This is a genomic window from Mesorhizobium helmanticense (assembly GCF_003034915.1).
In the GTDB taxonomy this organism is placed as follows: domain Bacteria; phylum Pseudomonadota; class Alphaproteobacteria; order Rhizobiales; family Rhizobiaceae; genus Mesorhizobium; species Mesorhizobium helmanticense.
This window is the reverse complement of sequence record NZ_PZJX01000004.1, coordinates 17,970-36,749: the sequence shown is the minus strand read 5'-3', so window position 1 is coordinate 36,749 and position 18,780 is coordinate 17,970. Positions and strand designations below refer to the sequence as shown.

15 protein-coding genes and 1 tRNA gene are annotated in these 18,780 nt (G+C 59.0%); 8 read left to right on the top strand and 8 right to left on the bottom strand.

What is annotated here, in order from left to right; genetic code table 11:
* Positions 1-1,038, bottom strand: a 1,038-nt coding sequence (locus tag C9427_RS02260) for an amidohydrolase family protein (protein ID WP_146172487.1), incomplete at its 3' end; no start/stop codon positions are given.
* Positions 1,039-1,338: 300 nt separating this feature from the next.
* Between C9427_RS02260 and C9427_RS02255 the strand changes: the two genes are divergently transcribed.
* Together C9427_RS02255 and C9427_RS02250 are read left to right on the top strand one after the other, a co-directional pair.
* The gene (locus C9427_RS02255; protein ID WP_107647593.1) at positions 1,339-2,190 is read left to right on the top strand and encodes an alpha/beta fold hydrolase; all 852 of its coding nucleotides are present in this window, start codon (positions 1,339-1,341) and stop codon (positions 2,188-2,190) included.
* 126 nt (positions 2,191-2,316) lie between these two features.
* Positions 2,317-2,982, top strand: a complete 666-nt coding sequence (locus C9427_RS02250; protein ID WP_107647592.1) for an outer membrane protein — start codon at positions 2,317-2,319, stop codon at positions 2,980-2,982.
* Between the two features lie 202 nt (positions 2,983-3,184).
* Here the strand turns inward: C9427_RS02250 and C9427_RS02245 are convergent, their stop codons facing one another.
* Positions 3,185-3,505, bottom strand: a complete 321-nt coding sequence (locus C9427_RS02245; protein WP_107647591.1) for a hypothetical protein — start codon at positions 3,503-3,505, stop codon at positions 3,185-3,187.
* Positions 3,506-3,969: 464 nt separating this feature from the next.
* Here C9427_RS02245 and C9427_RS02240 point away from each other — a divergent pair.
* From C9427_RS02240 to C9427_RS02230, 3 genes are all read left to right on the top strand, one after another.
* Positions 3,970-4,055 (top strand) — tRNA-Leu (locus C9427_RS02240).
* A gap of 130 nt (positions 4,056-4,185) precedes the next feature.
* Positions 4,186-5,427 carry a tyrosine-type recombinase/integrase gene (locus tag C9427_RS02235; protein ID WP_107647590.1) on the top strand — a complete coding sequence of 414 codons (1,242 nt, stop codon included), beginning with the start codon at positions 4,186-4,188 and terminating at the stop codon, positions 5,425-5,427.
* Between the two features lie 100 nt (positions 5,428-5,527).
* Positions 5,528-8,176: a VapE domain-containing protein gene (locus C9427_RS02230; protein ID WP_107647589.1), complete on the top strand. Its 2,649-nt coding sequence runs from the start codon at positions 5,528-5,530 to the stop codon at positions 8,174-8,176.
* Between the two features lie 1,359 nt (positions 8,177-9,535).
* On the opposite strand, the gene C9427_RS02225 is transcribed toward C9427_RS02230, so the two are convergent.
* From C9427_RS02225 to C9427_RS02210, 4 genes are all read right to left on the bottom strand, one after another.
* A complete protein-coding gene (locus C9427_RS02225) occupies positions 9,536-11,167 on the bottom strand; it encodes a tetratricopeptide repeat protein (RefSeq protein WP_107647588.1) in 1,632 nt (543 codons plus the stop codon).
* Positions 11,168-11,293: 126 nt separating this feature from the next.
* Entirely contained in the window at positions 11,294-11,857 is a 564-nt protein-coding gene (locus C9427_RS02220) for a GreA/GreB family elongation factor (RefSeq protein ID WP_107647587.1), read from the bottom strand.
* A 155-nt stretch (positions 11,858-12,012) separates the two neighbouring features.
* Complete coding sequence (rnk, locus tag C9427_RS02215; RefSeq protein WP_107647586.1) at positions 12,013-12,477, bottom strand: nucleoside diphosphate kinase regulator; 465 nt, start codon at positions 12,475-12,477, stop codon at positions 12,013-12,015.
* A 337-nt stretch (positions 12,478-12,814) separates the two neighbouring features.
* On the bottom strand, positions 12,815-13,711 hold the full coding sequence (locus tag C9427_RS02210; protein WP_208636330.1) for an aminoglycoside phosphotransferase family protein: 897 nt from the start codon (positions 13,709-13,711) through the stop codon (positions 12,815-12,817).
* Between the two features lie 41 nt (positions 13,712-13,752).
* On the opposite strand from C9427_RS02210, the gene C9427_RS35385 reads away from it, so the two are divergent.
* Genes C9427_RS35385 through C9427_RS02195 form a run of 3 tightly spaced genes read left to right on the top strand, consistent with a single transcriptional unit; the run spans position 13,753 to position 16,783 of the window.
* Positions 13,753-13,890: a VOC family protein gene (locus C9427_RS35385; protein WP_425351628.1), complete on the top strand. Its 138-nt coding sequence runs from the start codon at positions 13,753-13,755 to the stop codon at positions 13,888-13,890.
* Between the two features lie 59 nt (positions 13,891-13,949).
* Entirely contained in the window at positions 13,950-15,746 is a 1,797-nt protein-coding gene (locus C9427_RS02200; RefSeq protein WP_245436956.1) for an ATPase domain-containing protein, read from the top strand.
* Complete coding sequence (locus C9427_RS02195; protein ID WP_208636329.1) at positions 15,746-16,783, top strand: sensor histidine kinase; 1,038 nt, start codon at positions 15,746-15,748, stop codon at positions 16,781-16,783. Before C9427_RS02200 ends, C9427_RS02195 begins: the two co-directional genes overlap by 1 nt.
* A gap of 39 nt (positions 16,784-16,822) precedes the next feature.
* Here C9427_RS02195 and C9427_RS02190 read toward each other — a convergent pair whose 3' ends face one another.
* Positions 16,823-17,989 carry a PAS domain-containing sensor histidine kinase gene (locus C9427_RS02190; protein ID WP_107647584.1) on the bottom strand — a complete coding sequence of 389 codons (1,167 nt, stop codon included), beginning with the start codon at positions 17,987-17,989 and terminating at the stop codon, positions 16,823-16,825.
* Entirely contained in the window at positions 17,955-18,749 is a 795-nt protein-coding gene (locus C9427_RS02185; RefSeq protein WP_107647583.1) for an alpha/beta fold hydrolase, read from the bottom strand. The genes C9427_RS02190 and C9427_RS02185 overlap by 35 nt, the downstream gene beginning before the upstream one ends.
* Between the last annotated feature and the right edge of the window lie 31 nt (positions 18,750-18,780).

Here is an 18,780-nt window from a genome sequence, read left to right as displayed (position 1 = left end):
GAGCCGGCCCGGCGCGATCGAACCGATCTCGCGCTCCAGCCTGAAATGCTGGGCGGTGTTGAGCGTCGCCATCTGGATCGCCGTCACCGGCTTCAGGCCTTGTTGAATGGCATGGCGGACCACCCGGTCCATATGGCCTTCGTGGACAAGCGTGCCGGAATGGCTGTCGTCGGTGCACAGGATGAAATTGCGCGGATCGAGCCCGCTCTCCGTCACCGCCTTGATCTGCGAGGCAACGTCGTACCAGGCCGAGCCCAGCCGCAGCATCGCCTTCATGCCCTGGCGGACGCGGGCGATGGCGTCCTCGGCGCGTGTGCCCTCGTGATCGTCCTCGGGGCCGCCGGCGACATAGCCGTGGAACGGCAGGCCGAGATCGCGCGAGGCGTAATGCCCGCCGACAGTCTTGCCGGCCCTCACCGTCGCGGCGATCTCGCCCGCCATCACCGGATCGTTGGCGGCGACACCGGGAAAATTCATCACTTCGCCGAGCCCGATGATGTTTTCCCACGTCATCGCTTCAGTGACATCGGCGACCGTCAGCTCGGCGCCGGCATGCTCCAGCCCAGGTGCGGAGGGCACGCAGGATGGCATCTGCACATGCACGTTGACGGGCATGGCGACCGCCTCGTCATGCATCAGCCGTACGCCCGGCAAGCCCAGCACATTGGCGATTTCATGCGGATCGATGAACATCGAAGTCGTGCCGTGCGGGATGACGGCGCGGCAGAACTCCGTCACCGTCACCATGCCGCTCTCGACATGCATATGCGCGTCGCAAAGGCCCGGCACCAGATAGCGCCCGCCGGCATCGACCACTTTCGTGCCCTGGCCGATGGCATGGCCGGCATTCGGGCCGCAATAGGCGAAGCGGCCGCCGGCGATGGCGATATCGGTGCCGGCGACGACCTCGCCGGAATGGACGTTCACCCAGCGCCCGTTGCGGATGACGAGATCGGCGGGCTTGCGGCCCATCGCGACATCGACCAGATGCGTCGCCATTTCGGCCCAGGGCCTGGGTTTCGTCGCGGTCTTCGGCATGAAGGGACTCCTGTTTGCCCGACTGTGCCAAGCCGGTGGCGTTTTGACCAGCGAGATCAGCGGATCGCGCGTGAGGCCCTCCCTTCCCCCTTTGAGAGAGAAGGCAAGGCGATTGCCCCGTCGCGAGTCGAAATCCCTTGCTTTGTGACGGCAGCTATGTTAGGAATGTATACCTAGAACTGATTTGTGCCAGCGCCCTGCCCGCCGAAGCGGGTTTTCGTTTCAGGCGCCATCCCTTCGTTGACTTGCCACCTCAAAAAGATGTTGAATCGACAGTCCGAAATCTCCGTGGGGAAAGCCATGATCCGGTGCCTGAAAGCGTTCGCCTTCGTTACCCTGTTCCTGATCGCGGCCGGCCATGCATCCGCCGAGGAACGCTGGCTGACACTGCCCGAACCCGCGGCCATGCCCAAGCCGGAGCAAAGCGGCTACGCACCGGTCAACGGCATCGAGATGTACTACGCCGTTTTCGGCGCGGGCGACCCGGTGCTGCTCATCCATGGCGGCCTCGGCCATGCCGATATATGGGCGAGCCAGGTGGCCACCCTGTCCAAGACCCACAAGGTGATCGTCGCCGACAGCCGCGGCCACGGCCGTTCGACCCGTACGGATCAGCCCTTCGGTTACGATTTGATGGCATCGGACTATCTGGCCCTGCTGGACTATTTGAAGATCGACAAGACGGCGCTGGTCGGCTGGAGCGACGGCGGCATTATCGGCATCGACATCGCGCTCCACCATCCCGAGCGGCTGACGAGGCTGTATGCGCAGGCTGCCAACGTCACCACTGACGGCCTTGACGCCGGCGTCATGACAAACAAGACGTTCGGCGCCTACATCGTGCGTTCCGGCAAGGACTATGCCCGGCTTTCCAGGACGCCCGGCGAATATGACGCCTTCGTCGCGCAGATCAGCCATATGTGGGAGACGCAACCGGCCTGGACCAGGGAGCAGCTCGGCAAGATCACGACGCCGACGGCCATAGTCGCCGGCGACCATGACGAAGCGATCAAGCGCACGCACACCGACTACATGGCCTCGGTCATCCCTGGCGCCAAGGAGATCATCCTGCCCAATGCCAGCCATTTCGCCATGCTGCAGGCGCCGGACGAATACAGCCAGTCGGTGCTCGATTTCATCGACGCCAAATAAGGGCACGCCTTTTTCGAGGCGGCGAGGCATGCGCTATCGGTCGCGTAACAAATGCGATTCCGTTTTGCGGCAAATCACGCTACTTTCAGTTGAAGGATTGTTCTGGATCGACGTTCGGGGAACTCGATGCATCGCCTCACGCTTGCAAGCGCCGGATTTCTGATCGCTCTGGCCGGGCCGGCTTTTGCCGCCGACCCGATGACCGAGCTGCCGATGACCGCGCCCGGATTCGACTGGACCGGCTATTATGCCGGTCTGCAGGCCGGATATGGATGGGGTAGTTCCGACATAAGGGGAACGGAAGGCGAGCCATTTTCCGCGGCGCCGGATGTCGATGGCGGCTTCATCGGCGGCCATGTCGCGGGCCTCTGGCAATTCGATCACGCGGTGATCGGCGCTGTGGCCGAACTCAACTATTCCGCGATTGACGGCAGCGCCGAAGCAGGGCCGGGAAATTCATTCGGCACTGACATCAAGTGGTTCGGCTCCGTCAACGCCAAGGCCGGCTATGCCATGAACCGTGTGCTGGTCTACGGCGTTGGCGGTGTCGCCTTTGCCGGCATCGAGACGTCACAAAGTGCCGGCACGGCTTTTGCCGAAACGGAAACGAATGTTGGCTGGACGATCGGCGCCGGCGTCGACTTTGCCCTGACCGACAAATTCGTCGTCGGCGCCCAGTACCGCTATTACGATTTCGGCAAGGAGCATTACGACGCGGCGGACGATTTTCTCAACCGCGACCAGGACGTGAAGCTGCATACGTTAGGCGTCAACCTGAACTACAAGTTCTGATCGTTTCCTTGGCGAGGATCGCCGGTTTTACAAGGCGTCCCGCTTACGCGAGATGCGTTAAGGTGTGTTGATATTCAGGTGATGCCGGCCTGCAAACGGCGATTTTCTGCGCTTCCGGTGCTCACGGACCCAAATGTCCGCTCCGCTCCGGTTCTCGAAAACCACCATTTTCGGCTCGTCCTGACCTGAATCTCAACACACCTTAGTGAAGCGTTGGCGAATAGCCGGGACGGAAGCCCTTCAACGCGGCGGCTATGCCACGCATCAAAACACGATCGGGAAGGACGAGGATGGGGTCATTGTCCGCGACGCCGCAGATTGGCAGGACCTTGTAGTCGCCCTCGAATGGCAAACCGTCGCCATTGGCGTAGAAATCGAGCTTTGGGAAACATCCCTTCAAGAACGACTCAACCTCGCGCAAGGCGGCCTGGGAGCGGAATTCCGTACCGGACGGCGCCAGGACGACGAAGCTGTTGACTTCGGCGCTGGCGGATGATGGCGAGGTATCGATCGTGGAATGCATTAGACCTGTCCGGTTGGAGCCCTCATTCTTTTCGGCACGAGGCGAGAGTCAATCGTTGTGCGGCAAGATATCCACAACACAAAAAGCCCGCACCCCCGGGAGAGGCGCGGGCCCCCCTGCCCGATCTACAGCGTTTGAAAAGGCGCGCCGGCGGGGACAGCCAGCGAGCCGGGTCTGTTGGGGTCGGTAGGGACCAGCGTACATCCATGTCTCTTCCACGCTCCGGCGCATCAGCCGAACAGATGAAAAAGCCTGCGTCCTGGCGAAATGCTGCCCGACCGGAGCCACCCAGCCCTGGGCCGAGGCCTTCTCTTGAACCAAATTCTGGTAAGCATGCATGGGTGGCAAAGGACGGCCGAAAGGCCACTGATGCATGAAAAGAGCGAGCTTTTTTGCACAGCGCTTTTCCGGGCTGCACAACGGCAATTGACGAAATCGCCTAAGTAGTTGAAACGAAAGGGCCTGCGGACGTGGCGGAATTGGTAGACGCAAGGGACTTAAAATCCCTCGATCTCTGATCGTACGGGTTCGATTCCCGTCGTCCGCACCAGAATAGATTTACAGACAACCCCTTCCCTTCGATTCACTAAAAAAGTGAATAAAATCAACTAGAAAGTGAATTTCTGGACAATTAGAGAGTCCATGCATCCCGATGCAACCCGCTGGATTTACAGCGCGGAATGCTGTATTTATCGGTGACGCTGTATTTCATGGGACTCGAAATGAAACTGACTGACACGCAATGCCGTGGCGCGAAGGCGCGCGAAAAGCCGTGGAACCTCACGGATGGCCATGGGCTTTTCCTCTTGGTGAAACCCAATGGTTCGAAATTGTGGCGCTGCGACTTTGCCTTTAACGGCAAAAGATCAACGGCAAATTTTGGCCCCTACCCCGATACCAGTCTCGCCGGGGCCCGCGAGCTACGGGATGATTTAAAAAGGAAAGTTAAGGCTGGGATCAATCCAGTGACCAAGGTCGAAGAAAGCCGTCCAACCTTCGAGCAGATCGCGCGCGAGTGGTTCAAGACGAACGAGGCCAAATGGAAACCATCGTATTCGACCCGGTTTTGGAAGCGTATTGAAGTAGACATTTTTCCGGCCTTTGGAGGTACGGCTATTGCCGAAGTGAAGCCTCCAGTTGTGTTGACAGCATTGCGCATGGTGGAGGAACGCGAGGCGATCTACACGGCCCGGAGGGTGCATCAATTCGTATCGGTCGTTTTTAAGTACGCAATCGCGGCGGGTTTAGCGGAACGCAATCCCGCGGCCGATCTACACGGCGCCTTGAAACCAGTCCCTAAAGAGAAGCACCGCTCGGCTCTGAAGGAAACGGAACTCCCCACCTTCTTCGCGCGCCTAGCCGGAACTCCAATGGACGAAGCGACACGTCTCGGGTTAAAAGCCGTCGCCCACGTCTTCGTTCGCACGGCTGAAATCCGCTTTGCGAAATGGCCCGAATTCGACTTCGACCGCGATATCTGGACAATCCCGGCCCTGCGAATGAAGATGAAGCGCGAACTACGAGTTCCGCTTAGCCGACAAGCCAAGGCCGTTTTCTTGCGGTTGCGCGAGTTGGCCAACGGCGCGGAATGGGTACTTCCTGGCCCCTATCGTTTGAAGCCCATCAGCGAGAATTGCTTGCTATATGCGCTCTATCGATGTGGCTATCATGGGCGGGCAACCGTTCACGGCTTCCGGTCAACGTTCTCGACTATCGCCAATGAGTCCGAGACCCCAGCCTGGGACAGGGATGCGATCGAGCATCAACTCGCCCACGCGCCCGATGACGCAATCCGTGCCACCTATGATCGCGGTGAACGTTGGCAAACCCGAACTCGGATGATGCAGTGGTATTCCGACCTGCTGGATAAGCACGAGAAGGTTGGAGAGGCGAACGATTTGACCGATTTGCTTGGGTATTAGGCACATAGTCTCGCGTGAATCTTTCACGTTATAAGTGAAAAACTTCACAATAAATGTTAAACAAATCAATAGCTTGCAAGAAGTAACCTCTGCCAGTATTATGGTTTTTCCCTATTTAAGTGGGAAACCCGTCGCGGCGCCAACCGGACGGGTTCCAAATACTCGAAAGGACCAAATCTTGCTTGCTACTAGTAGCAAAAACGCGCTTGTCCTGCAAGCGCCTCAACAGTCTCATGCCGACGATCTGTTGTTTTTCGGCTCGGTGACAAGTGCTCCCATGCTCGACACCGTGCTTGATTCCGTCCGTCCACTAATCGAGGCCGGCGCTTCCCTTCATTGGTTGGTGCCCTTCGAGAAACGACCGATCGAGAAAGACTGGTCGAATGCTTCCGTGCAGACGGAAGCCTCCCTGCGCGCGACCTATCACAACAACGCCAACATCGGCATCCGGCTCGGTGAGCCGTCGAAGACCGAGGGCGGCTATCTCCATGTGTTCGACCTGGACATCCGCAAACCCGAACTCGCCGCCGAGGCGTGGGCCGTGGTCGAATCACTTTGGCCTGGCGCGCGGTCGCTGCCATCGGTCATCAGCGGATCAGGCGGCGAGAGCCGCCATCTGTATTTCGTCACCGACAAGCCGCTGCGCAAGAAGACTCTCGCGCAGTCCAAGGGCTTCGAAAAGCTTTGGGACGATCGGCTGCAGAAATACGTCGTCAAGCGTGACTGGATGATCGACCTGTTCGGCACGGGCGTCCAAGTCGTGCTGCCGCCGTCGATCCACCCCGACACCAAGCTCCCCTATCGTTGGGAACGGCCGCTCGATCTCGACATGATCGGCTTCGGCATCGGCCCAATCATCCCGGCTGAGACGGTCGAGAAGTGGGGCGTGCAAAGCTCTGTCGTTGAGCCAAGCGACGAGGAAGATGACCTTTTCGACCTGGTGCGCTCCGAGCCGATGGACCTGGACGCCGCGCAGATCAGCGACATCCTCAAACACATTCCCAACGACGGTGCCGGCGCCCACTACGACGACTATGTGCAGGTGGGCATGGCACTGCATCACCAGTTCCGGGGCTCCAACGAGGGTTTCGAGCGCTGGTGCGAATGGGCGAAACAGTCCGAGAAGTTCGACGCGAAGAACGCGGCCGTAAGGTGGCGCTCGTTCAGCCAGGACTCGAAGAACCCCGTCCGCATGGCCACGCTCATGCAGATTTCGGCCAACAACAAGCTAAAGAACGACCTTGATCTCGGTCTCGACGACGATCCATTCGAGCATCTGCCGGCCGTTATCCCCGCCAAATCCGATTTCGATCTCTCCGATTTGCTCGGCGACGATTCGCCACCGGCCGCGAAAGCGGAAGCAACGGACCCTATCGACCCCGACTGGCTGAGCAAGTTGCACCGCAACGAGGAAGGCGAGGTCAAAAGCACCCTTCCGAACGTCGGTCTTATCGTGAACAACGATCCCCGAATGCGGGTGGTCGCAGCCTTCAACCAGTTCCGGCAAGAAATTGTGCTGATCGCTGAGCCGAAGCGCGCCAAGAAGAAACGCGATTCGAGCCACGATCCGGTCAACCTCGACGGTGAAATCTGGAAGCTCAAAGACCCGCTGAACGGCGACAACTGGACCGACAGCCACGACACAGCCGTCCGCAACATCATCGAGAGCAAAACGCAGATGAAGGGCTACGGGATCAAGGTGACCGACCGCGATCTGCGCGGCGCCATAGACATGAGTGCTCAGAAGCGCGCGTTCCACCCGGTGAAGAAGCTGCTCGAATCAACCGTTTGGGATGGCACGCCTCGAGTCGAGCGCCTGTTCATCGAATACCTCGGCTGCGACGACAACGAATACAATCGCCAAGCGTCCCTGATGACCTTCGTCGGAGCCGTGGCGCGCGTCATGCGGCCTGGTCACAAGTTCGATTTCGTGCCTATCCTGGAAGGCGCCCAGGGCAAGGGCAAATCCACCTTCATCGAAATCCTCGGGCTGCAGTGGTATAACGAACTGACTGGCGACATCAGCGATCCCAAGCAGATGGTCGAAGTGATGCAGGGCTCTTGGATTTTGGAGATCGGCGAGCTTTCGTCCATGGCGCGCGCCGAGGTCAACGACCTGAAAGCCTTCGTCAGCCGCACGCACGACAAGGTGCGGTTGGCCTGGGAGAAACGGGCCAAGGACTTTCCTCGCCAGTGCATCTTCATCGGCTCGACCAACGATCGCGAGTATTTGCGCGACCAGACAGGCGGACGCCGTTTCTGGCCGATCGTTTGCAAGCTGGTAGGCCAGATCGACAATCCCCGGCTGCGCCGGGAAATTATGCAGGTGTGGGCCGAGGCGCTGCACATCTTCCGCGAGATGGAGAAGCAATATCAGGGCCAAACCCTGCCGCTTCACCTGACCGATCAGGCCGCCGACCAGGCCCTCGTCATGCAGGAGAGCCGCCGCGTCGAGAGCAGCGAGGAAATGCTGGCCGGCAAGATCGAGGCGTGGCTGGACCGCCCCATCGGCACCGACGACGACTTTGACGACCTGGACCCGGATGCTCCGAAAGCCTACCGCGCTGAGACATGCGTCCAGCAGCTTTGGGAAGAAATGCTAGGCCGCGACGGCTCGGTGCCTCACACCGAAGCCATGAAGATCGGAAAGGCCATGCTCATCGTTGGTTGGCCTCGCACAGAAGGCTCGGTGACAGGCCGCGAGATCAACAAAAAATACGGAAAATGTCGGGTCTACATGCGACCCTGAGTTAGGTTGTATGCGATGATCGTTTCCTGATGATTTGACCCGCTTCGGCGGGTTTTTTCATGGGAAATGGAATGTGGACGATGATCGAACCTATCGCATTTGGCCGATTTGCAGGAAATGCGATTAAACCTAACTTCCACCCCGCTTCTCACCCTTCTCACCCCTCGCACCCTGTTTCCATATAGTTTGCAGCGGGGGTACATGACCACTGGTCTAGGCGAATGCCTGTCCTTCAGATCCTTCTCTATATAAACTACTTAGGTTTTAGGGTGAGAAAGGTGAGAAGGTGAGAGAGTATTGATTTTAAAGGGTTTTTTCTCTCACCCTGCAAAAGTCGAGGGTGAGAAGGGTGAGAACCGGTTTCTCTGCTCGAAAATTACCCATTTCTCGGTTAATCATGAGGGTTTGTCACGTCTATCGGCTCAGAAGGTGAGCGATCCTCACATTTGATCCTGTTTCACTGTGTTGACTTTCAAATTCCGCGTGAATCGCGCTCGGGGCTCCCCGCCACCCATCGACCCACCGAGGAAGGACCCAAAGCCACATGTGATTGATTTCATTACGCTTTTCGTTCGGACACATTCAATCGAGCAGATGAGATACAATCGATCGGGCACAGTCAAACCATTGAGATCATTGCGCTATTGTGTCCGCGCAACCTAGCGACATGCATCAATGCAACCGTGCTGCAGTGCATAAGCGTTTGATTTCAAAGTGAATTGCGCTCTATCGCCCATGCATCGGGCAGCATGAGACCTGCCACCATGCCACGCGGCGCCACGCCACCACGGGCAGCGCCTGAGACAGTGAGACCATGCGACACTGCAGCGGCTTAGCGCGGGCAGCGATGGCAGCGGCTCGCATCGTCGAGCACCTGGACGCCTCCATGTCGAGCCTGAGCCAGGGAGCGCGCCTAGAATTGGCACGCGCGCAGTTGAGATCGTGCGGCCACGGCGCCGGCATTTATATGCGGCCGTCCTCAGTAGTTCTGAGATGCCCCTTGGCTTGCAACAGGTGCAGCGTGCGTTTGGCTGGAGCGATGTCGGCTAAGGGGCCGGAACCCGTCGAACTCGGCGGATAGCTGCCATTCGGCAGACGACCTTTGGGCGGGTCGCATGCATTATGGATGACGCCGGGGCCCTGAGGAGGTTTTCAGTGAAGGGGTGGTGGCCAGGCAGAACCAGCATGGGGACACTGGGGCAGCATCTGGCCTGGCGGATGCGCGAGATCGCAGACCTGCACTGCCACGGTTCGACAAAGACTTCGTGCAGAGCATCATTGCCCTGCAGCAGAGTGACGGTCGGCTTCGCGCGCGCAATGGACGCGTTCGAGACTCGATGGCGAGCGGATCCTTGCCACTTATCGCGGTGCGCTGCGACAGGCACATGATGCCATGATCGGAACCTCTGCATGCGCCAGCGCCTGATCCAACTGCTGTCGGACGTCGCTGATTTCTACCGCGTCACCCCGTCGGCTAAGGCATTCAAGCAGGCCGTGAAGGCTCCAGACGTTGCGTGGGTGTTGGCAAGGCCGCGGCAACGTCGCATCAAGCCCAAGGTCGGCGCGATAGACAGCCTCAGCTTCAGCATATCGTTCGGCATCCATCAGCAATGCGCCAAGCGCGTGTCGCGTCGGCTGCATCCAACCCCATGGCTCGTCATAGAGTAAATTGTCGTCGAGATCGACCGCACGCCGCAGGAAGTCCAGACCTTCATGGACGCGGCCGGATTTGTAGTGCAACTCCCCTAGCATCATCGCTTCGGCAACCTTCAAGATATCGGCGCAGGGGTTGTTAAACAGCATGCGCTCGGGTTGCACTGCATCGCGCGCCGCCGCGAAAAGGCTAGCGCTTTCCTCGGCCTGGGGAATTCTACCGAGGTTGGACAGAGCCACGGTCCGGGCATAATGCAACAGGACGGTGCTGAAGGAGTAAAGCTCCGCATCCTTGGGGAAGGCCTCTTCCAGGATGCAGGACCAGCGGCCAAAGCGGATCAGTACGTGCAACTTCATCGGCGCAAAGGCTTCAAACATCTCTGGCATGTAACGCACCACCGGCTCTGGCAGGTTTTCCGCCAATGCCCTCGCAGCTTCGAAGGCATCCGACGGGCGACCGAGGAACATGGCCCCGTAGATTTGAAAGTGAAGATTGTGGATCCGGTAGACCGTGTAAAAGTTCTCACCGCCTGCATGATCGAAGTATGAACGATCCACCTGAGCCGCTTGCCGGTTGCGCGCCACGACATTGTGGTAGTCGCCGCAAAGGACGTCGATATGCGTCGCCATATGCATAAGATGCCCAGAGTCTGGCACGAGGCCCACCAGCCGATCTCCATGTGGCAAGGCTTTTTCTGGCGTCGATGACATCTCCATCAGATGGATGTAGAAATGCAACAACCCCGGATGTCCCCAAGCTGCTGGCTGCGTCGTGAAGGCGCAGTCCAATGCCACGCGCGCTTCCTCCGTCGAGGTGCCAGCGGCAGGCTGCCCGGTCCGAGTATCCCACAGCGCCCAAGGCGTGCGGTTGATCAGTGCCTCGACAAAGATCGCGGTCACATCCAGATCATCAGGGAAACTCTCGTATACTGTGCGCATCGCTGCAGCGAAATCGTCATTCCAAGGGCCGTAGTCCGTACTCTCAGGATCAGTAGGGAACCGCGACGCCAGCGCATCAAGCAATGCGCGCTCGACTGGGGTTGCGGACAGATCGCGCGCCTCCGCGAGCAAGCCGCGGGCGCGCGTCAAGGCGACAGTACGTTCCTCAGGGCCGAAGACGTCCCATAGCTTGTTGTAGTTTGGGCCCAGACAGTGGGCGATCCCCCATCGCGCCATGACGTTTGACGGCGCCACTTCGAGCACGTGTTCGTAACAGGCGATGGCCTCTTCGTGGTTAAATCCGTATTGCCAGATCAGCCCCCGGTCGAACCAAATCTGAGCCTCGGAAGGCGTGTTGTCCAGCCGGCGGGAGAAGGTGCCTAGATCAAAATACGTCATCGTATTCAACTTCCATGGCTGCCTGCCTGCCCAAACTACATCAAAACCCCGAAGGAAGGGAATCCGACTTCAGGGTGCCGCACGATCGCATCCATCGCCTGCCGGATGCTTTTGTCCTCGAGCCCATCACGCGGCTGACGGACCCGGGTCGTCGAACCCGGTGTCTAAAGCCGCCATGACTTGCTTTGCCGCTTTGTCCTGCGCCTCATCGGAAAGATGGACGACGCGGAGAACTGGTCCTCCCGGTCGCCGCGAGCCCGGCCCAGCAGCCCCCGCCAACTTCAGTCTCTCGCGCCTTGCGGCTTCCGGCTGATACACCACTTCATCCACCGTCAATGTTTCGAGGCCTCCGTTCGTCGTCGGAATGGATATGGACTGACCTTCGGCCAGACCAAGCAGCGCCAGGCCGCGTGGATTGGTGATGGGCAAAAGCATGCCAACCAGACCGCGCATCTCGTCATGGGCGACGATGCGGGTTTCGGCTGGGCCGTCGTTCACCCGATAGGCCACGCGGGTACTGAGTGTCACGACGCTGGCAGGGATGTCTTCGCGAAACACTACAACCGCGCTCGAAATCTTGCGTTGTAGGATAGCCGACAAGGTATCGCCGCGGGCAGGTCGGCGTTCCTGCATCACTTCAAGAATGGTGTAGTCCTTGGTGGTCAGTTGGCAGCTATCGATAGTGGGCATGGCGTGTCTCCGGCCGGCCCTGTGCAGGGATCCGGCGTCAAGCGTTGATCGGGGAGAGCTACCCCTGTGCCGGGCCAGGATTGGCCGGCGCAGGGGTCATACTCCCGCGATGAGGCTGCCCGCATGATTGAGGAGACGGATGGAAACGCCCATGGCTAGACGCGCGTCGCAATTGTCGAAAACGATGGCACGCGCCGATCGGCTGTATCGCCTTCCGGAGCGGGCTGGCTCACTTGAAGCACCAGCAACTGGTGCTGGCGTCCATCCCTGGCGGTCCACATGATCGACTGCCCGGCCGAGAGGCCCATCAAAGCCGTGCCAATCGGCGTAAGGATCGAAACCTTGCCGTCGGAGATGTCCGCATCGCCAGGGAAAACCAGCGTGACCGTTTTGCGATCACCGGTGTCGGGCTTGAACGTCACAATCGAGCCCATCCGCACGGTGTCGGCGGAGACCGAGCCATCGGCGACAATGCGCGCGCGCTCGAGCTCGGCGAGCAGTTCATCTGCCGCCTCAGGATTTCGGGCAGCAACGGTGTTCGCTAGCGCCGACAAACGTGCGTGCTCCGACTGTGCGATGCGGATAATCGGCTTGCGCCGGGTTTTCTTGTTGTCTTGCATTTGAATACTCATGCTTCTGCCCCGCGCCTGGGACCCGCAGAGGGGTCGTCAACGGTTGTCGGTGCGACGAAAGTTTATTGCTGAATGCGTCGATGCAGGGACTGATGCGACCGTGCGCCAATTCACATGTCGATGTTAGATGTTACCCCTCGGCCCGAGGCGCGCATGGCCACCGAGCCGGGGGTTACGATCCCGCTATGGGGCAAACCCGGAAAAGAAAATCGCTAACGATTTTGGCGGCGGTGCACATACATCTATAGTTGGGGACGCGATTTGCGAAGTCAAGGCGCGGCTCTGCAGTGCCCCGCCCGTCAGCACGGCGGAGGGGCTGCTCGATTCAGATTTCCGGGTCGTCGAGAATGCGAGAGATCGTGCTGCGCCCCAGTTCACTCATGGCGGGGTTGGTGCGACGGTAGTACCAGACGAGACCCATTGCCTGCTGGAAAGCCCAGGCAGAACCACGCTTCCACCAGAGATCCTCAACTTGAAGGTGGCGCCGAAAAGTCGCCCTTCGTTCGCGGTCCAGAAGATGCCACGCGACTACCAGATCCAGCGATGGGTCGGCTGGTCCGAAACTGCCACCATCCAGCACGCCGACAAGGCGCCCGCCCTGGACGAGAAGGTTTGCCGGGATAAGGTCCCTGTGACTCATCACGACAGGCTCTGGCGATGGCAACTCCCGCAAGCCAGCCCACAAATCGCGCAGCCGAGCCACATCGAGAAGGCCCTCGCTGTTTTCAAAACAAACAGCCATCCAGTCGTCATGATCGGAGAGATGTCCTCCACGTCCTTGCCCGTCGAAGCGCCGCCCCCTTGTGTCTGCTTTGCGCAACGATGCCACGAGGTGTGCAAGGTCCAGGGCGAACGTCGTCGATCCACTTAGCCCGTGCGGCGTGGCAACCTCGCCTTCGATCCACGTCTGCAATGCCCATGGCATCGGATAGTGAGGACCTGGCGCGCCGAGCCCAATCGGCTGAGGCGTCGAAAACAAGCAATGTTCCCCAAGCTCAACCATGGCAGCGGCCTCTGACCGAAACATATCGGCGCAGTCGGTCGGATTCATTGCCCGCAGTGGAAACCGCGCGGCGCTCTTCGAGCCAATGCGGAAGATTGCATTAACGGTTCCCGAGGACTTCACCGAGGTGATTTCCTCATGGCGATACTGGGGAAACTGAACGCGGATCATCTGGCGAGCGATATCGATGTCGATATCCACCTGATCGTCATGCATCATCGCGTTCTTGTCCTGCCAGCGCCCCGCCCGATGCCAAATGAATGCGCAGCCTGCCCGTTACCGACGTGAAGGCATCCAAGGTGTTCTATGAAGCTCTCGGGTTCAAGAACAATCCCAGCTTTACCAGTGAGACGGCCGCGGCGATGGTGTGGAGTGAGGAATCAACTTCATGCTGCTAGCCGTGAAAAATGGCAAACCATGACCACCCGCCCATTCCCCATCAACGTCCAGCGAGGTCATGCTGGCGCTGATCCTTGACAGCCGAGAGGCCGTCGATGCAATGGCCGCCGCAGCTGCCGCGAACGGTGGCACCGCAGTGCCCACTCTGAATGTCAGGCACTGGGTTCATCGAAGACGAGCAAACATAAACTTTGTGCACCTGACGGCGAGTACTGGCCCTTTTTCGACTCCCAAACTCTTCCATTTTTCCAGGCGTCTTTTCGAACGTGTTAAAGGCCGACGCGACAGAGAAATGCAACCTACCGACGTGGAACCATCAAAAGTGCCCGCCGTTATCTCGTTCTCGATATTGCGGTTGGGGATCACAGTGGACAGAGACGATGCGTCAGCGATTGCTTCTGGGGTCGACGGTCTCGATTACATTCTTCGCGGCGGCTACGCCAAAAACCGATCCCATCTCATCGAGGGAAAACCAGGTTCCGGAAAGACCACCCTTGGCCTACAGTTCTTGATCGAGGGAGCCAAGAACGGCGAGTCATGCCTTTACATCACGCTGTCAGAAAGCAAGCGTGAACTGCTGTCGGTTGCCGACCGTCACGGCTGGGACCTGCAGGGCGTACAAATTCTTGAGCTTGTGCCTCCAGAACTCAGCCTCGATCCGGCACAGCTTCAGACATTGGTTCATTCCTCCGAACTGGAACTCGGCGAAACCGTGCAGTCTGCCCTGGCTGAGATCGATCGCATCAAACCCGACCGAGTGGTGTTCGATTCACTTTCGGAAATCCGGCTTTTGTCGCAAGGGTCGCTGCGCTACCGGCGTCAAGTGTTGGCTCTGAAGAGCTTCTTTATGCTCAACAATGTGACGGTGCTTATGCTCGACGACCTGACAGCCGAACAGGACGATCTCAATTTGCATTCGATCAGTCACGGCGTCATCCGGATGGAGCAGCTGTCGCCCATCTATGGCGGCGAGCGCCGGCGGCTGCGCGTGATCAAGATGCGCGGCGTGCAGATTCGGGGTGGCTTTCACGATTTCGTCATTCGGCCAGGCGGCGTTGCCGCCTTTCCGCGGCTGGTTGCCGCCGAGCATGAGATGGCCGAGCATGGCCTCTCAGCCAAGAGCAACAACCAGATCGACACGCTGCTCGGCGGCGGTCTGGAACGCGGTACCAGCACTCTGCTGATGGGGCCGTCCGGCGTTGGCAAGTCCACCATTGCCTGCACCTATTGCTATGCCGCACTCACGCGCAGCGAGCGTGTGCTGGTGCTCTTGTTTGACGAAACAAAGCGCATTTTCCTGGCGCGCGCTGCAGGGCTCGGTATGGATCTGGAGCCATTTGCCTATAATGGCATGCTGATGCTTGAACCGGTCAATCCGGCTGAGCTTTCGCCGGGCGAATTGTCTTCGCGCATCCAAGCGGCTGTGGAAGGTTCCAATGCCCGGATCGTCGTAATCGACAGTCTGACCGGTTACCTCAATGCCATGTCGGAAGAACAGCATCTCGTGCTTCAGATGCACGAGATCCTCACCTATCTCAACCAGAAGGGTGCTGTTACGATCCTGCTCCTAGCCAATCACGGGCTGTATGGTCAAATGGCAGCACCGGTGGATATGACGTATCTCTGCGATTCCATCATGTTGCTACGTTTCTTCGAAAACGCAGGTCGGTTGAGACGCGCCATTTCGGTTGTGAAAAAACGCGTCGGCCCGCACGAAGAGACAATTCGCGAGTTTAGAATCGGCGTTACCGGAGTGACGGTGGGTGAGCCATTGGAACAGTTCCGTGGCATCCTGATGGGATCACCAGAATTTGAGGGCAAGCAGGGCGACCTTCTCAAAGACAAGGCTTCGTGATGGCCTCGAGCCCCGCAGTCCTCGTCCTCGCGCCTCTCGGCCGTGACGCGAAGATTGCGGCTTCCATCCTAGCGACGAACCACATTGCCTCGCGTGTTTGCGACAGCCTGGAGGAGACTCTGCCTCTTCTGGACGAGGCGCAGTGTCTTGTTGTGGCCGAGGAAGCATTGATTAGTTCGGATCGAAAGCATTTCGCAGCATGGCTTGAGAGCCAACCGGCATGGTCGGATTTTCCGATTGTACTTCTGACCATGCGTGGTACGGAGTTCGACAAGCGGTTGGCCTTCCTGGACCGCTATTTGATCGTGCTTGAACGGCCATTCCTGGCTTCGAGCCTTGCCAATTCGGTGCGCTCGGCTCTGCGTGCCCGCGCCCGCCAGCGCGAGGTCCAGTCCTACATCAAACAGACGCAGGAAGTCGCCGACCGGCAGAAATTGCTCATCCGAGAGCTGCATCATCGCGTCAAGAACACGCTGGCCAACGTTCGCGCGATGATGGGCGCCACGGCTAAGTCGAGCGGCAACGTCCACGATTTCGTGCGTGATTTTTCAGCCAGGATCGTTTCGCTGGCCGACACGCATTCGATGCTTACCGACGATTACTGGCAGACAGCATCCTTATACAGACTGCTTGAAAGCGAGCTTAGCCACTACGAAACGCACGACAGGCCCCGTATAGTGTTGGAAGGACCGAACGTGGCGCTTGTCGCTGACATCGCGATCCCCGTCGGGATGGCCTTCCATGAACTGGCATCCAATTCGTCGAAATTCGGTGCGCTGTCCCTGCCCCAAGGTCGCCTGGATGTCCGCTGGTCGGTCAGCACGTTCGGCAACGCGCAGACCGTCAACCTTGACTGGCGGGAACGGGATGGGCCAAAGGTCGAGCAGCCCAGGCGGCGCGGTTTTGGGACGACTTTGCTAGAAAAGGTTGTGGCGGTGCAGTGTGACGCCAAGGTAGAATTGAAATACCATCGTAACGGCTTGCAGTTCACCATGGCCCTGCCGCTGCGTGACACGCGCCTCGTGCCCGCCTACTGATCGCAGCACGACAAAATGCCTCTCTAGCTTTCTCAGACGTTATACAATCGGCATCACGAAGGTGAAGCAGGTTTCATTCGCGTGAGAGACGACGTCAATACGCCCGCCATGGGCCTTGGCAATCTCGCTGGCGATGTAAAGTCCGAGGCCCAAACCCTGTTGGCTGGCTTTCCCCTCGCCCCGATAAAAGGGCTGAAACAGAGTTTCCATTGCAGCAGGCGAGATGGGAGGGCCACTGTTGGCGACACTAATCGTCAGTTGGCCAGCCCGCGTCGCGACGTCGACGTTAACAGGTTCAAGCGGGTCGCCGTGGGTTATGGCATTGCCGAGAAGATTGGAGAAAAGCTGCGCGATTCGCGCGTGGTCGACAGCGACGGGAACGTCAACTTCCAAGTGCATCTGTAGCACCCGCTCCGGCACAACGGCGCGAATTTCGTCAATCGCTTGCTGCAGTGTGGGCTTCAGCGGCTTGCTGACGTCAAGCTGGACAGCCATCCCGCCACCCAACCGGCCGCGCGCGAAATCCAGCAGGTTGTTGATCAGACCGCTCATCCGCAAGGTACTCCCCTGGATGAGCCGCGCAACCGTGGCGATGCGTTCGCCGGGCTGCTCTCGCAACACCAGCCTGACGCCGGCGTCGATCGCCGCCAGGGGATTGCGTAAATCGTGTCCAAGTACGGCAATGAACTGCTCACGCAATTCTCCCTGTTCGCGCTCAGCGACCCATCTTTCGGTCAAGTCACGATTCCTTGCGTCTGCGGCCGCCCGCGCGTCAGCCAGTTCCCTCTCATAGCGCCGCCGCTCGGCGGCGGGAAAAATCGTTACCCTGGTGAACAGAACATCACCGTTCTGCGCCCTTCTTTCGCTGGCATTGGCCAGGACCGGCAGCTTTTCGCCGGCCGCGGTCATGACATCCAAAGCCACTTCGTTGAAGAACCCTTGCATGCGCAAAAGCGGCGCGAAATGGGTCTCGTAGAATATGCGTCCTCCGACATTGAGAAGGTCGCGTAGCCGTCGCCCGACGAGCTCATCCTTGGAAAATCCGGTCCACCGGCAAAACGTCTGATTGACCTTGACGATAAGGCCTTCCGACGAAAGCGAAAAATATCCGCACGGGGCGTTTTCGTAAAGGTCCTCAAGATCCTCCGCCGGCGCATTGGGCTCGCCACCATCAGACAAAGGAACGGATGGCCCTGACGACTTCATCTGGCGCGCTGAGGTTGGGGCAATGTCCACTTGCTTTCAAATAAACGATGCGGCTGCCGGGGATGTGCTCGCGCACATACTCACCAACCCGCTCCGAGGCAATTATGTCGTCGGCGCATTGTAGTATCAGCGTATCCGCGACGACATTCGGCAAATCCGCGCGATTGTCGGACATGAAAGTAGTGCGGGCGAACGCGCGGGCAATCGCCGGGTCTGTACGGCAGAACGAATTGGTCAACTCGGCGGCCAGCTCCGGCCGGTCCGGATTGCCCATGATCGCCGGCGCCATGGCTGCCGACCACCCCATATGATTATCCGCCAATCCTTCCAGAAGCTCCTCGATCTGTTGCGCCGTGAACCCGCCGAAGTAGCCTTCGTCGTCGATGTATCGTGGGGAGGGACCAACAAGCACCAGTTTGCTGAACATTCCAGGCGCTCTTTGCGACGCCAGAACACCGATCATCGCGCTGACCGAGTGGCCGACAAAAATGACCTCTCTCCAGTCGAGTTCGCGGCCCATCTCGACCACGTCGTCGGCGTAACCATCGAGCGATCCATATTTTACGGAATCATAGGCCGACAGATCCGAACCGCCAGCCCCCACATGATCGAAAAGAACAGTTTTGAAGTCCTTCTCGAAGGCAGGGGCAACGAAGCGCCACATGTTCTGATCGCAGCCGAAGCCGTGCGAAAAGACGATCGGAGTGATCCCGCTGCCGGTTTGGTGCACGTTGTTTTTCTTCAAGCTGAATAGGGGCATGGTCTCTACTCGTGATTACCTTCGGGGAGAG

What these genes read in the sequence shown, in the direction of transcription:
- C9427_RS02255 (WP_107647593.1), top strand. Translation starts at nt 1,339, where the DNA reads ATGATCCGGTGCCTGAAAGCGTTCGCCTTCGTTACCCTGTTCCTGATC.
- C9427_RS02250 (WP_107647592.1), top strand. Translation starts at nt 2,317, where the DNA reads ATGCATCGCCTCACGCTTGCAAGCGCCGGATTTCTGATCGCTCTGGCC.
- C9427_RS02245 (WP_107647591.1), bottom strand. Translation starts at nt 3,505, where the DNA reads ATGCATTCCACGATCGATACCTCGCCATCATCCGCCAGCGCCGAAGTC.
- C9427_RS02235 (WP_107647590.1), top strand. Translation starts at nt 4,186, where the DNA reads ATGCTGTATTTATCGGTGACGCTGTATTTCATGGGACTCGAAATGAAA.
- C9427_RS02230 (WP_107647589.1), top strand. Translation starts at nt 5,528, where the DNA reads ATGGTTTTTCCCTATTTAAGTGGGAAACCCGTCGCGGCGCCAACCGGA.
- C9427_RS02225 (WP_107647588.1), bottom strand. Translation starts at nt 11,167, where the DNA reads ATGACGTATTTTGATCTAGGCACCTTCTCCCGCCGGCTGGACAACACG.
- C9427_RS02220 (WP_107647587.1), bottom strand. Translation starts at nt 11,857, where the DNA reads ATGCCCACTATCGATAGCTGCCAACTGACCACCAAGGACTACACCATT.
- rnk (WP_107647586.1), bottom strand. Translation starts at nt 12,477, where the DNA reads ATGCAAGACAACAAGAAAACCCGGCGCAAGCCGATTATCCGCATCGCA.
- C9427_RS02210 (WP_208636330.1), bottom strand. Translation starts at nt 13,711, where the DNA reads ATGATGCATGACGATCAGGTGGATATCGACATCGATATCGCTCGCCAG.
- C9427_RS35385 (WP_425351628.1), top strand. Translation starts at nt 13,753, where the DNA reads ATGCGCAGCCTGCCCGTTACCGACGTGAAGGCATCCAAGGTGTTCTAT.
- C9427_RS02200 (WP_245436956.1), top strand. Translation starts at nt 13,950, where the DNA reads ATGCTGGCGCTGATCCTTGACAGCCGAGAGGCCGTCGATGCAATGGCC.
- C9427_RS02195 (WP_208636329.1), top strand. Translation starts at nt 15,746, where the DNA reads ATGGCCTCGAGCCCCGCAGTCCTCGTCCTCGCGCCTCTCGGCCGTGAC.
- C9427_RS02190 (WP_107647584.1), bottom strand. Translation starts at nt 17,989, where the DNA reads ATGAAGTCGTCAGGGCCATCCGTTCCTTTGTCTGATGGTGGCGAGCCC.
- C9427_RS02185 (WP_107647583.1), bottom strand. Translation starts at nt 18,749, where the DNA reads ATGCCCCTATTCAGCTTGAAGAAAAACAACGTGCACCAAACCGGCAGC.